Consider the following 13917-nt stretch of genomic DNA (forward strand, 5'->3'; position numbering starts at 1 on the left):
TGATTCGCCGCGCTCCCACATTATTCCTGTGGTTGTGCCGGATTCACGGTGGCCGCTATTGTGTTGCCGGGTATAGTGGGATATGATAGGCGATGAGCACAATTCTGTGCACACTGGGCTCTGGGGAAGGTGGTGCGGGTGGACATCATCAGAATAGGGGACAAGGTCGTGAGCAGGGAGCGAATTGTCCACGCCATCGACAGGATCCTGGAACTCCGGGCGTCGGGGCTCCCCCAGCAGGAAGTGGCCGCCCGGATGGCGATAGACCGTGCGTTCGTCTCGAAGGTCGAGAGCATGGGCGAGGTCAGGCGCGGCGGAAGAGTGGCGCTCATCGGCTTCCCTGTCGGGAACAAAGAGGAACTCCGCCGGGTCGCGTCGTCGGAAGGAGTGGACCTCATTCTTCTGATGAACGACGAGGAAAGGTGGGACTTCGTCCGCGGGAAGAGCGGGGACGTCCTCCTGAACGAGATCATGGGCCTGATTGCCGAGGCGAAGAATTACGACGTGGTCGTTTTCATCGGTTCGGATATGAGGATAAAGCTTGCCGAGGCGCTCCTCGGCCCCAAAGTGGTCGGGATCGAGCTCGGGATCTCGCCCATCAAGGAGGACAAGTACGTAGACCCCAACATGCTGAGGGACACCATAAGGAGTCTCAGGGTCTAGACTTCGCGGATTGGAGATGAGACTGTGAAGAGAATCGTGAGCGTCAGCCTCGGATCCTCGAAGAGGGATCATTCTGTGAGGGTGACGGTGCTCGGCCAGGAATTCCAGGTCGAGAGGGTGGGCACCGACGGCGACATGAACAAGGCCATCCAGATGGTCAAGGACCTCGACGGCAAAGTGGACGTCTTCGGGATGGGCGGGATAGACCTGTACATATGCGCGGGGAACCGGAGGTACATGTTCCGCGACGCCAGGAAGATCGCCGCGGCGGCCAGGAAAACGCCTATGGTCGACGGCTCAGGCCTCAAGAACACGCTCGAGCGCAGGGTGGTCGAATACATCGCCAGGCACGACGTCATCCCGCTCAAAGGGCGCAGAGTGCTCCTCGTCTCAGGAGTTGACCGGTTCGGGATGGCCGAGGCGCTGACCGGGGCCGGCTGCGAGATGATGTTCGGCGACCTGATATTCGCGCTCGGAATCCCGGCCCCCATCAGATCGCTCCGCGCGCTTGACATCCTCGCTCGCCTCATCGCGCCCATCATAGTGCGGCTTCCATTCGAGATGGTGTACCCGACGGGCAAGAAGCAGGAGTCCACTACCCCGAAGTACGCTCGCTACTACCACTGGGCGGACATCATCGCGGGGGACTACCATTTCATCCGCAGGTACATGCCGGTGCATCTGGACGGCAAGGTGATCCTGACGAACACGGTCACGTCGTCCGACGTGGAGGATCTGAGGGGGAGGGGCGTGGCCACGCTGATTACCACGACCCCCGAACTGGAGGGGCGGTCGTTCGGCACGAACGTAATGGAGGGCCTGCTCGTGGCGCTGTCCGGCAAACCGGCGACAGAGATCACCCCGGCGGATTACCTGGAACTCATAGACAAAATCGGGTTCGTCCCCAGGATCGAACGCCTATCGCGTTAGGGGACGCCCGGTGGGAGGACGGAGCAGAATTGCCTGAGACTGAACTTACCGTAACACATCCTTTTGCGGAGCACGTTAACCCGCACCTCGCGCGGCTCTTGAAGAAGATCAACATGGACAAGTCGTTCGTGCGCGGCGAGGGCTGTTACCTTTACGACTCGGAAGGAAGGCGCTACGTGGACCTCATAGCGTCCTACGGGGCGCTGCCGTTCGGCTTCAACCCGCCCGCGATCTGGGACGCGATTCTCGCGGTTCGCGATACGCTCGAACCCAGTTTCGTGCAGCCGTCGTACCTGAACGCCGCCGGCGAACTCGCCCGGCGGCTCGCGAGCGTCGCGCCCGGCGGGCTGTCGCGCGTGACATTCACGAACAGCGGGGCGGAGGCGGTGGAGGCCGCCATAAAGGCGTGCAGGGCAGCCACGGGCAGGCTGCGGATACTCGCCGCCAGGAACAGCTTCCACGGGAAGACCCTGGGCGCGCTCTCGGCCACCGGCAGAGAGGCGTACCAGAAAGTGTTCGGCGCCCCGGTCGAGGGGTTCGACTTTGTCCCGTACGGTGACGCGCAGGCCATTGAGGGTGTCTTCAAGTCCCGCGGCGGGGAGTACGCCGCGGTGATCCTCGAACCCATACAGGGGGAGGGTGGTATAGTGACGCCCCCGGCGGGCTTCCTCAAAGAGGTCCGCGAATTGTGCGACAGGTACGAGGTCCCGCTAGTCCTGGATGAGATCCAGACCGGCCTGGGTCGTACCGGCAGGCTCTTCGCTTGCGAGGAGGAGGGAGTCGTGCCCGACGTCATGCTCCTCGCGAAGGCGCTGGGCGGCGGGATAGTCCCGATAGGCGCTGTGCTGTGCTCCGAGCGGGTGTACACCGAGGAATTCGCCATGAAACACTCCTCCACGTTCGCGGGTAACACGCTGGCCTGCCGCGCCGGGATCGCCGCGCTCGATCTGCTGACCGCCGGTGAGTGCGCGCTGATCAAGCAAGTCAAGGCAAACGGCGCCGTGCTGAAGGAAGGGTTGGAGGACGTTCAGCGCAGGTACCCGCACGCCCTTCGCTCCATCCGCGGGCGTGGATTCATGCTGGGGCTCGAGTTCGGTATCACGCGGGACACGTTCACCGGCGGTCTTCTCGGGGTAATGGCGGAGCAGGAGCTGCTCACGCCGGTCGTGTCCAGTTACCTTTTGAACATAGAGGGCCTCCGGGTAGCTCCGACTTTGAACGGGGCTGATGTAATAAGGATCGAACCACCCCTCATCATGTCGGAGTCGCAGTGCAGGGAAGCGATCGAGGGGATAGGGCGAGCCGTGTCAGTGCTTGCCTCGGGCAACACCGCTCGTCTCCTGAGCCACCTCGTGGCGGGGGCGGGGCGGGGATCCGGCGCGGTGACGGGGGCGGCAGGGCGCGGTGGCGAGCGGGTCGCGCCCGCGGCGCCATCGCCTCATATCGAGCCCGGACCGTCAGGCGACCCGCAGGAGGGGCGATTCGCGTTCCTCCTACACCCGCTCACGCTCAGGAATTACCCCGAGTTCGACGAGAGCCTCTCCGCGTTCAGTGAACCAGAGCTCGGGGAACTGGCGGAGCGGTGGAACGACCTCGTGGAGCCGTTCGTCCTGTCGCGCGCGAGGGTTGTGTCGAAGACGGGAGCATCCGCGTACGGCGAGTTCATCGCTGTACCGCGGACCACTGAGCAGCTCCTCGAGCGGAGCCGAGACGACGTACTCGGCATAATCAAGCGTGCGGTCGAGCTGGCGAGAGCCAACGGCGCGAGGGTCGTCGGACTGGGGGCGTACACGTCGATAGGTTCGCGGGGAGGCCGCGACCTGCTCGGCGAGGGCGTGGCGGTGACTACGGGTAACAGCTATACCGTCGTTTCGGCGGTAGAGGCCGTCGCGAGGTCGCTCGAGCGGCTGGGCGTCGACCCGCTCGACACGACAATGTGCGTGGTCGGCGCCACGGGCTCCATCGGCCGCGCGACCGCGATTCTCCTCTCGGAGTTCGCGCCGCGCCTGGCTCTCGTCGGCAACCCCAGGTGGCCGGATAGAAGCCGCAGGCGGCTTCTCGAAGTGGGCGCGGGCGCGTGCAGGCACCTGTCCGGCCAGATCAGGAAGGGTAGGGTTTTTTCGCGGGGCAGCATCGGAGACTGGATCCAGGCGCGCGGTATCCCCGCGGAAGACTGCGCGGCAGGGGATTACGCCGCAATAGCCGCGGGGCTCGAGCGGGATGGGCTGCTGACAGTCACCACCGATTCCGACAGGTGCGTGGCAATGTCCGACGTCGTCGTGACCGCCACCAGCACGCTCGCCACCCTGGTCACCCCGGGGAACGTGAAGTCCGGGGCAGTCGTGTGCGACCTTTCGAGGCCGCCCAACGTTAGCCGCGAGATCAGCGAATCGAGGCCCGACGTCCTCGTCATCGACGGCGGGGTCGTGGCGCTGCCCGGGCTTCCGTCGCTCGGGTGGAATTTCGGCTTCGAGCAGGGCCTGGCCTACGCCTGCATGGCCGAAACCATTATGCTCGCGCTGGAGCATCACTACGAGCACACCAGCATCGGGCTGGACCTCGACATAGACAGGGTAACGTTCATGCGCGAACTCGCCGCCAAACACGGGTTCGGGCTGGCGGACCTGCGGAGCTTCGACAGGCCGCTGTCCCCCGCGGAATGGGAGAAGGTCGTGGCGGCGCGCCGGAGAGGCGGCCTGGCGGGGGAATTCGTGACGCGGGTCACGGCGGGCTAGGGTTTCACCTGGGCAGGGGGCGCTGCGCCCGTCAGCAGGCGGGGCAGCGCCTCAATACTGCATCTCGTGAAATTTGTCTCAGAGCGTGCAAAAAAGTCCTCCCGGTAAGGCAGGTTTTGCGGGGGATGGAGCGAACAACTCACGATGGTTTCGCAGCAAGAACGCCATGGAGGTAACGAACGATGGACAAGACGGAGATCTATGCAACCATAGCGAGACACGTGATCGACGGGGATTCGAACGCCACCGTGGATTCGTGCCTGAAGGCGCTCGACGCCGGCCTCGAGCCGCTGGAGATAATCAACGACGGGCTGTCGGCAGGGATCAACAAGGTCGGCGAGCTTTTCGGGGCCGGGGAATACTTCCTGCCCGAGTTGATCGTTAGTGCCGACGCCATGAAGGCCGGGGCGGCCGTGGTCAACGACGCGCTACTGGCTCAGGGCAAAGCAAAGGAGCCGGTGGGCAAGGTGGTCATCGGCTCTGTAAAGGACGACGAGCACGACATAGGCAAGAACATCGTGGCGTCGCTGCTCACCGCGCACGGCTTCCTCGTGACCGACCTCGGGACAAACGTCCCGCAGAGCGTCTTCGTGGAAAAAGCGCGGGAGATGAAGCCCGACATCGTCGGGCTTTCGGCGCTCCTCACCACGACGATGCCCAACCAGAAGTCCACCATAGAGGCGCTCGAGGAGGCCGGCCTGCGGCGGTCTCTGAAGGTCATCATCGGGGGCGCTCCTGTGACGGCGAAGTGGGCGGAGTCGATAGGGGCGGACGCGTACGCGAGGGACGCGGTGGACGCTGTTGAGAAGGCGAAGAGCCTGGTGGGGGGTGACTCCAGGTGAACTCGAGGGAACGCGCACTTGCCGCTCTCAATCACAGAGAGCCCGACCGGGTACCGATCGACTTCGGCGGCACGAAGGTCACGAGCATCACGAGGCCGGCATACGAGAGGCTTCTCGAGTACCTCCAGGTCCGTGGCACCGACCAGGGGATGAGCATCGACGGCGGCGAAGCCTTCGTGCCCAGTGAGCGAATCCAGAGGTTTCTGGGCGCGGATTTCCGCCGGACGAGCCTCCAGGCTCCCGACGGGTACAAGAGGGTTATCCAGGCCGATGGGACGTACGTGGACGAGTGGGGCATTCGCCGTAAGAAAGTCGGTTTCTACTGGGAGATATGCGAGTTCCCGCTCGCGAAGGCCACGGTGGATGACCTCGAGCGGTATCCGTGGCCCGACCCCGCCAATCCGGGGCGGGTGAGGGGGCTCCGCGACAAGGTCAAGGCGCTCCGTGAGAATACCGACTGCGCGATAATCGCCGACGGCGCAGCGTCGGGAGTGTTCCTGCACGCCTGCCGGATGCGCGGGTTCGAGCAGTTCCTCCGGGACCTCGCGGCCGACAAGCGGTTCGCGAATGCGTTCATGGATAGACTGGTGGAGGTGTACATCGGCCTGTACGAGGCGTACATGACCGCTGTGGGCGACTACGTGGACGTGGTGTGTTTCGCCGACGACCTCGGCACGCAGGAGAGGACCTTCGTTTCGCCACGGATGTACCGCGAGATGATAAAGCCCCGCCAGAAGCAGGTGTTCGACGCAATCAAGTCCAGGACCCGGGCGAAGTTGTTCATCCACTGTGACGGCGCGATCGCCCCGATAATTCGCGACTTCATCGAGATAGGCGTCGACGTCCTGGACCCGGTTCAGACTTCGGCCGCCGGCATGGACCCCCTCTATCTGAAGAACGAGTTCGGCAAGGACATCGTGTTCTGGGGCGGGATCGACATCCAGAAGGTGGTTTCAACCGGCACCGCGGCGGACGTGGAGACTGAGGTCCGCAGGATAATCGAGGTGCTGGGGCCGGGCGGTGGCTACGTGCTCGGGGCGACCCACAACCTGCAGGCGGACACGCCGCCCGAGAACATCCTGGCGCTGTACAATTCCGCCCTCAAGTACGGCTGGTACCAGGCGTAGGGCTGCGCCACCGCCCGCGTTACGGAATAGTATTGTAATGATCGGATGAGCGGTGGCGAGCGGCAGCGACGTAAGGTGGTGAAGAGCGGCGGAATACCGCCGTTATCCTTGACAACTGGTAGAACTTTGCTAAGATCTATTTTGATTGGCTTCAGGGGGTGGTTTTCCCCACCCATATTCGGGTTTTGATCACAAAAGGGGGTTGGTAATGAGATGAACGCTTTGGGCCGTCACGTGTTGGCCGAGGTCTATGACTGCAACCGAAGCATCCTGGATGACACAGGAGAAGTAGAGCAGGTCATGGTCAACGCGGCTCTCAAAGCCGGCGCTGAAGTCAGAGAAGTGGCGTTCCACAAGTTCAGCCCCCAGGGAGTGTCCGGCGTGGTGGTTATCTCGGAAAGCCACGTGGCCGTGCATACGTGGCCGGAGTATGGGTACGCTGCGGTCGACGTGTTCACTTGCGGCAGCAAGGTGGACCCCTGGGACATCATGAACCGCATCATCAAGGACCTGGACGCGGGTCACTACACCGCGACCGAGACCAGGCGGGGGATATTCGAGGAAACGGCGGCCCAGGCAGCCAGCTGACATACTGGAAGCGCCGGGAGCGCCAACCTCGTATCAGGGGGGATATTTATTCTAGGCCACAATCGAAGAGATCGAGGGCCCAAGGTTCACACGTGAAGCCCTACGGTACCAGGAGGCACGTACCGTAGGGCTCGAAGTTTCTCTGGAGGGATCTTCCTTGCACTGGTGTATAATATAGACTGTCTGATCAAAGGGGGGCGCACTGTGGACGATTCGGTTCTGACGATGCTCAGGGACCTTTCCGAGGCCCCGGGACTGCCGGGTTTCGAGCAAGACGTGCGCAGGCTTATCAGGGGGTACTGTGAGCCATTCTCTACCACAGAGTACGACTCGCTGGGAAGCATCATCTGCCGTAAAGAAGGCTCCTCGACTTCGCCGAGAATCATGCTTGCGGGACACATGGACGAAGTCGGGTTCATCGCGATATACATAACGGAGAAGGGATTCGTGAAGTTCCAGCCCATGGGCGGCTGGTTCGACCAGGTGCTCCTGGCGCAGCGTGTGGTCATCAAGACCTCCAAGGGCGACGTGCCGGGCGTGATCGGCTGTAAGCCGCCTCATCTGATGACCGAGGACGACCGCAAGAAGGTCATCATGATGAAGGACATGTTCATCGACATCGGGGCCGCGAGCCGTGAAGAGGCGTCGGCCCTCGGAGTCCGGCCGGGAGACCCGGTACTGCCGGTCAGCCAGTTCGGCGTTACCGCCAACGGAAAACTGCTGATGGGTAAGGCGTGGGACGACCGCGCGGGCTGCGCGCTCTTTATCGAGGTGCTCCGCAGGCTTTCGACCACGGACCATCCCAACACCGTATTCGGAGTGGGCACCGTGCAGGAGGAAGTCGGACTGCGCGGCGCCACTACGTCCTGTCACGTCACCGATCCCGATGTCGCGTTCGCCCTTGAGGTGGACATAGCCGGCGGCGCCCCCGGCATGGACGAAGCGGAGGCGCTGTCGAGGTTGGGGCACGGGCCGTCCCTCACGGTGTACGACGCCTCGATGGTCCCCAACGTCAAGCTCCGCGACCTCGTGATCTCCGTCGCCGAGCGGGAGAAGATCCCGCTCCAGATGAATTTCATGGCGCGCGGTGGCACCGATGCGGGCCGCATACACATCCACGGAAGGGGTGTCCCCTCGGTAGTTATCAGCGTCCCCAGCCGGTACATTCACTCTCACGTAGGACTGATTCACAGGGACGACTTCGATGCGGCAGTATCCCTGCTGGTGGCCATCGTGAAGCGCCTCGACGCTGCGACGGTCGCCGGCCTCAAGTTGTAGCAGCGGACGCGCCGGCGACGGAGGGCGATCGATGGAACGCACCCTGATCATCATCAAGCCCGATGGGGTCGAGAGGGGTCTCATCGGCGAAGTCGTGTCGAGGTTCGAACGAGCTGGGCTGAAGGTCGTCGCGATGCGCATGCTCCGTATGACGGGGGACCTTGCGGGGCGGCACTACCACGTCCACGCCGCCAAGCCGTTCTATGCGGGTCTCGTCGAATACATAACGTCGGGGCCGGTCGTAGCGATGGTGTGTGAGGGACCGCGTGCTGTGGAATCGGCGCGCGCTCTCATCGGCGCCACGGACCCGCGGAAGGCCGCGCCCGGGACTATCCGCGGCGACCTCGGTGCGGATGTCCAGCGCAATCTGGTCCACGCCTCGGATTCCGCATCCTCTGCGGAATTCGAGATAGGCCTGTTTTTCCCGGATGAACTCGTGGCAGGTGACATGGAGGTAGGCGCCGGAACTTGATACCCGTTGTCACTGCCGACTGCCCGCCTTGATGGGAGGGGTCCGCATTGAAAGTGGGCGTTATCGGGGGGACCGGAGTGTACGGCTGCCTCGCCCTGTCGTCCCTCAGAGACCTCAGTGTGAGGACGCCGTACGGTGACGCATTCATGAAGCAGGGGCTTATCGGCAAGACAGAGGTGACATTGCTGTACCGCCACGGCGAAGGGCACACGGTGCCGCCGCACAAGGTCAACTACAGGGCCAATATTTGGGCGCTCTGGTGGCTCGGCGTGCAGCGGGTGATCGGCACCGCCGCGTCCGGGTCGCTGAATCCGTCCATGGCCCCGGGCGACCTCGTGGCGGTGGACCAGTTCATCGACTTTACAAGGTCCCGGGCGGCGACGTTCTTCGAGGGGGGCGAAATGGGGGTCGTGCACACAGACGTCACCGACCCTTACTGCGCCGAGGTGAGAGAGGCCCTTAACGGGGCCGCAAGGGAACGGGATGTCCGCCTGCACGATTCGGGCTGCTACGTGTGTACCGAGGGACCCAGGTTCGAAACGCGCGCAGAAATCAAGGCATACAGGAAGCTTGGCGGGGACCTTGTCGGGATGACGAACGTACCGGAGGTAGTGTTGGCCAAGGAGGCCGGCATGTGTTACGGCCTCGTGGCGATCGTCACAAACTTCGCCGCGGGCATCTCCTCCCAGCCGCTGACGCACGAAGAGGTTCTCGAAGCGATGAAAGAGGCGGCGGGACGGGTGGCCCCGGTGATCGAGGGCGCCGTGGCGCGCCTGGCGGCGCGCGCGCCCGAGAAGCGGGAGTGCGGGTGCGCGAGAAACTGGGGACTGCTCGCGAAAACGCCGGGCGGGACAGGAGGACTGCGATGACGACGGTGCGCGACAGCCGCCTTGCCGAAGGCGGGAGGAAGAAGATCGACTGGGCGGAGTCCCACATGCCGGTCCTGAACGAGATTCGAAGAAGGTACAGGGAGAGCAGGCCGTTCAGCGGGATGAACGTGGGAATATGCCTGCACCTGGAGGCCAAGACCGCCTGTCTCGCGATTGCGCTCGCGGAGGCTGGCGCGACGGTGTCGGTGGCCGGATCGAACCCGCTGTCGACGCAGGACGATGTCGCGGCTGCCCTGGCCGAGCGGGGTGTCCGCGTATACGCGTGGCACGGCGCGACGCCCGAGGAATACTTCACATTCATCAAAGCCGTGCTGGAAGACCGCCCGCACCTGGTTATCGATGACGGAGGAGACCTCGTGGGGCTGCTGCACGGGGAGATGAGCAGGCACGCCGATCAGGTTCTCGGCGGTTGCGAGGAGACCACCACCGGTGTGAAGCGCCTGCGGTCGATGGAGAGGGACGGCGTGCTGCGATTCCCGATGGTGGCGGTCAACAACGCGCGCTGCAAGTACCTGTTCGACAACAGATACGGCACCGGGCAGTCGGTGTGGGACGGGATCCTCAGGACCACGAACCTGTTTATAGCCGGCAGGACAGTCGTGGTTATGGGATACGGGTGGTGCGGCAAGGGCGTGGCGATGAGGGCGAGGGGACTCGGCGCCGGCGTCGTGGTGTGCGAGGTCGACCCCGTCGCGGCGAACGAGGCGCTCGCGGACGGTTACCGCGTGATGAAGTCCGTAGACGCCGCCGCCGTGGGCGACATCTTCATCACGGTGACCGGTTGCAGGGACGTCCTGCGCAGAGAGCACTTCGAGCGGATGAAGGACGGGGCCATCCTCGCGAACGCGGGGCACTTCGACGTCGAGATTTCCAAGCCAGATTTGAATTCGATCAGCCCCGAGGTGAGGCAGGCCAGGCCGAATGTCGCGGAGTACCGTACCGCGACGGGGAAGAGGCTGTACCTTCTGGCGGAGGGCAGGCTCGTAAACCTGGCCGCCGGGGACGGTCATCCCGTTGAAATTATGGACATGAGCTTCGCAATCCAGGCTCTCGCCTTGAACCACGTCAGGGAGAACGCGTCGGCCCTCGGGGCGCGGGTCGTTCCTGTCCCTGCGGAGCTCGACGAGGCAGTCGCGCGGTTGAGACTGGAGGCGCTGGGCGTCGGAATCGACTCCCTCAGCGTGGAGCAAAGCCGTTACCTCGAATCGTGGAGGGAATAGGACGGAGGCTGGGGTCGTGAAAGAAGGCGCGGGATCGATGCTCATCCGCGGCGGCTCCGTCCTGCTCGAGGCTGCCGGGGCGCCGGGCGGGGCCCGGGGCGTGGAGATCCTGGAGGGTCTAGACGTGCTCGTGTCCGGGGACAGGATCGCGTACGTCGGACCCACAGGCAGCGCCCCCGCGGCCGCGACGTGCGTGGAGTACGACGCCACGGGGCAGGTGGTCATGCCTGGCTTCGTGAACGGCCACACCCACTGCTCGATGACGCTGCTCCGGGGCTATGCGCAGGACATGACCCTGGACGATTGGCTCAGGAAGAGGATCTGGCCGGCGGAAGGCCGGATGACCCCGGAGGACATCCACTGGGGGGCGCTGCTCGGCTGCGTAGAGATGATCGCCGCGGGTGTGACGTCGTTCTGCGACATGTACTTCAAGATGGACGGCGTGGCGGAAGCGGTGGAGGCGTCCGGTCTCCGGGCGCTCCTGTCCCAGGGCATGGCGGGCCTCAACCAGGCTGACCGGCGGCGGACGTGGGACGCCAGCCTGGAGCTTTACCACCGGTGGAACGGCGGCGCGGGCGGCCGAATCCGCGTGATCCTCGGCCCTCACGCGCCTTATACTTGCCCGCCGGACTTCCTCGAGGAGGTCGGTAGGCTGTCGACCGAACTCGGGGTTCAGGTCACGATACACCTGGCCGAAACCCGGGATGAAGTCGAGGAGTGCCTGAGAAGGCACGGGAAGACGCCGGTACGGCTCGCGTTCGACTCGGGACTGGCCTCGGTGGGGATGATAGCGGCGCACTGCGTGCACGCCGGCGAGGAGGACGTGCGGCTCCTGGGTTCACCGCGCGCGGCAGCGGTCCACTGCCCCGTTTCAAACCTCAACCTGGCGTGCGGTATCGCTCCCGTGGCCCGAATGCTTACTGCGGGCGTAACCGTCGCGCTGGGGACGGACGGACCTGCGTCGGGCAGCACGCACGAGATGTTCACCGCTATGAGACTGGCCACGCTGGCGCAGAAGCACCTGACGGGAGACCCGACCGCGTTACCGGCGACACGCGCGTTGTGGATGGCCACGCGCGGCGGGGCGCTCGCGCTGGGACTGGGCGATACCGGCGCGATCCGCGAGGGGATGAAGGCGGACATGATCTGCGTGAGCACGAAGGGCCCGCATTTCCAACCGGGGCTCGATGCCGGGGCGTGCCTCGTACACTGCGCCAGGCCGGAGGACGTCAGGCTCGTCATGGTGGACGGTAGGGTGCTCAAAAAGGACGATCAGGTACTCACGCTGGACGAGGAGGTCATACGCCGCGAAGTCGAGGCCAGGGCGAAGCGCATCGTCAAGAGCGCTTAGCGGGGTGGTCCCGCCATCAGAGCCAGACCTTGTACACGAGGTACATGGCGATCCAGGCCGCGGTGGTCACGACGGGCACCGGCCAGCATTCCCTGTACACCGGCCCGGGCTCTACGTCGAAGTGCCTGTCGGTCAGGACCAGGCAGAGATGGAGCGGGGATACCAGGTAGGCCACGAACGAGATCACGTACGCAAAGGATGCCGCCAGCACGCGCTGGGCGTACGGTTCCGACAACGAGGTCAATATGGAAAGCCCGATTGCGACGGCCGCCTGTATGGTCCCCGAAGCGAACCCAAACAGCAACATCGCGAGACTGGCTACTACCTCAAGCGGCACCCCCGCAGCGGTAAGCGCCGCGGTACCGCTGCGTACGAGGCTCATTTCCGAGATGAATGCCTTTAGCACCATGACCGCCACGACCATGCCCATCAGGTTCCAGTCCACGAATGCTCCCATTGCACGGACGTCGAAACCCTCTCTTCCGCGTGCGAGGAGCAGTCCGAGCAAGATGCCCGCCACGAGCGCGATGGCTAGCCTTACCGAAAAAACGGTGGCAAGCAGGAGCGCGAGGATTATCGGGCTGGCGGAGCGGAGGAACTCCACGAGGCTGTCCTTGAGCGGGGCCGCCGGCGGCTCACTAGAGCTCTTTGAATTCCGGATGAGTCGCAGGTATCCGGTGAAAGCCATGATGACGGTGAGAGGCCAGACGATCTTGACGATGTCGAATGCCGACACCCCGGCGAGCTTGGCCGTAAGCAGGAGCGTAGTCGAGAAGGGGAACACGAAGAATACCGCGTGGCGAAAAATCACGTTGACCGCGGCTTTCCTCACAGGGCTGAACCTGAGGGAGTCACCCACCCTGTCGACCAGCGGGGCCGACAGGAACGCCCCCCCGAACACCGCCAGGCTGCCCAACAGCGCGGGGACAGCCATTATCGCGAGACTGGCGCTCCTGAGAATTCGCCGGAGTGACGTGGCCATCGAGTCGAGCAGGCCGTACTTCTGCATGGTCTCGCCGAGTACTTTGATGAGGCCGACGCTCGCTGCGAGTTCCAGCGTATCAAGCGAGACCGCCGAGGTGGCGAAGGTGGGAAGGACCCTGGTTGCCGGCCATCCCATCGCAAACCCCAGTATTACGGCAGAAACGCTCATCGTGTAAACCTCGGGGACTCTCCGCTGGGCCCCCGCCAGAATGAGCGTGATGGCCGCCAACAGCCCCAATCCCTGCAAGACCAACCCCTAACCCCACCCTTCTTCCCGGCCAATTATAACACCCGGTCCGGGCGGGCTACAACAAAGGGCGCGTAATCAGGCGGACCCCCATTCATATCCTTTACGGGGGGGATGGGAAATGGCCGCTTTGCGGTTGGCGGCGAAGACACAGGCCGCGGTCCTGGCCGGAACGGTCTTGCCGGCCCTGGCGGGGGCACTCGGTGCCCTTCCTGCCGGGCTGGGGGCGCTCGCCTCGCTTGCCTGGCTTCGCTGGAGGGTGATCCCGTGGAAAACCGTTGCCCTGGAGGTGGCGTCGTCTTCCCGTGAGGTGTTCCTTACGCTCCTGCCCGCGGCCGCCGTGGGAGCAGCCTGCGGCGGCACTGCGACAAGGCGGGTTGCGTGGGGCGCGGTCGTGTCGCTGCTGGCGGCGGCGCCTGGCACCGCGCTCCTGACGGGCAGGAGGGTGGTCGACGTGCTCCAGGCTGCCGGTTCGAGGCCCGTGGACTTCGCGGTGATCGCGACGGCGGGCGTGGCCGGCGGAATGATGGCGGCGGCGCTTGCCGCATGGATAAGCGACCGGGCGCGGGGGCGCTGAAGGACTTGCGAAT

Annotated in this window: 13 protein-coding genes; 12 read left to right on the forward strand and 1 reads right to left on the reverse strand. The window is 64.3% G+C overall.

Annotated elements, in window-relative coordinates; genetic code table 11:
* The first annotated feature begins 138 nt into the window (after positions 1-138).
* The 11 genes from HPY55_12170 to HPY55_12220 all read left to right on the forward strand — a co-directional run bounded on the left by HPY55_12170 (position 139) and on the right by HPY55_12220 (position 12096).
* Positions 139-663 (forward strand): transcriptional regulator, encoded by a 525-nt coding sequence (locus HPY55_12170; GenBank protein NPV71379.1) that lies wholly within the window; start codon positions 139-141, stop codon positions 661-663.
* Between the two features lie 24 nt (positions 664-687).
* On the forward strand, positions 688-1593 hold the full coding sequence (locus HPY55_12175; protein ID NPV71380.1) for a quinate 5-dehydrogenase: 906 nt from the start codon (positions 688-690) through the stop codon (positions 1591-1593).
* A 113-nt stretch (positions 1594-1706) separates the two neighbouring features.
* Entirely contained in the window at positions 1707-4328 is a 2622-nt protein-coding gene (locus HPY55_12180; protein NPV71381.1) for an aminotransferase class III-fold pyridoxal phosphate-dependent enzyme, read from the forward strand.
* 182 nt (positions 4329-4510) lie between these two features.
* Positions 4511-5170, forward strand: coding sequence for a corrinoid protein (locus tag HPY55_12185; GenBank protein ID NPV71382.1), 660 nt, complete (start codon positions 4511-4513; stop codon positions 5168-5170).
* Complete coding sequence (locus HPY55_12190) at positions 5167-6297, forward strand: uroporphyrinogen decarboxylase (GenBank protein NPV71383.1); 1131 nt, start codon at positions 5167-5169, stop codon at positions 6295-6297. The genes HPY55_12185 and HPY55_12190 overlap by 4 nt, the downstream gene beginning before the upstream one ends.
* A 213-nt stretch (positions 6298-6510) precedes the next feature.
* Complete coding sequence (locus tag HPY55_12195) at positions 6511-6885, forward strand: S-adenosylmethionine decarboxylase proenzyme (GenBank protein NPV71384.1); 375 nt, start codon at positions 6511-6513, stop codon at positions 6883-6885.
* 225 nt (positions 6886-7110) lie between these two features.
* Positions 7111-8163, forward strand: a complete 1053-nt coding sequence (locus HPY55_12200) for a M42 family metallopeptidase (protein NPV71385.1) — start codon at positions 7111-7113, stop codon at positions 8161-8163.
* A gap of 31 nt (positions 8164-8194) precedes the next feature.
* Entirely contained in the window at positions 8195-8635 is a 441-nt protein-coding gene (ndk, locus tag HPY55_12205; GenBank protein ID NPV71386.1) for a nucleoside-diphosphate kinase, read from the forward strand.
* A 47-nt stretch (positions 8636-8682) separates the two neighbouring features.
* Positions 8683-9504 carry an S-methyl-5'-thioadenosine phosphorylase gene (gene mtnP, locus HPY55_12210; GenBank protein ID NPV71387.1) on the forward strand — a complete coding sequence of 274 codons (822 nt, stop codon included), beginning with the start codon at positions 8683-8685 and terminating at the stop codon, positions 9502-9504.
* Positions 9501-10745 (forward strand): adenosylhomocysteinase, encoded by a 1245-nt coding sequence (locus HPY55_12215; GenBank protein NPV71388.1) that lies wholly within the window; start codon positions 9501-9503, stop codon positions 10743-10745. The genes mtnP and HPY55_12215 overlap by 4 nt, the downstream gene beginning before the upstream one ends.
* Positions 10746-10761: 16 nt before the next feature.
* On the forward strand, positions 10762-12096 hold the full coding sequence (locus HPY55_12220) for an amidohydrolase (GenBank protein ID NPV71389.1): 1335 nt from the start codon (positions 10762-10764) through the stop codon (positions 12094-12096).
* Positions 12097-12112: 16 nt separating this feature from the next.
* Here HPY55_12220 and HPY55_12225 read toward each other — a convergent pair whose 3' ends face one another.
* Positions 12113-13309, reverse strand: coding sequence for a DUF401 family protein (locus tag HPY55_12225; protein NPV71390.1), 1197 nt, complete (start codon positions 13307-13309; stop codon positions 12113-12115).
* Between the two features lie 139 nt (positions 13310-13448).
* On the opposite strand from HPY55_12225, the gene HPY55_12230 reads away from it, so the two are divergent.
* Positions 13449-13904, forward strand: a complete 456-nt coding sequence (locus HPY55_12230) for a hypothetical protein (GenBank protein ID NPV71391.1) — start codon at positions 13449-13451, stop codon at positions 13902-13904.
* Positions 13905-13917 lie beyond the last annotated feature (13 nt).

It is taken from the genome of Bacillota bacterium, from assembly GCA_013178305.1.
Lineage (GTDB): Bacteria > Bacillota > Sulfobacillia > JABLXB01 > JABLXB01 > JABLXB01.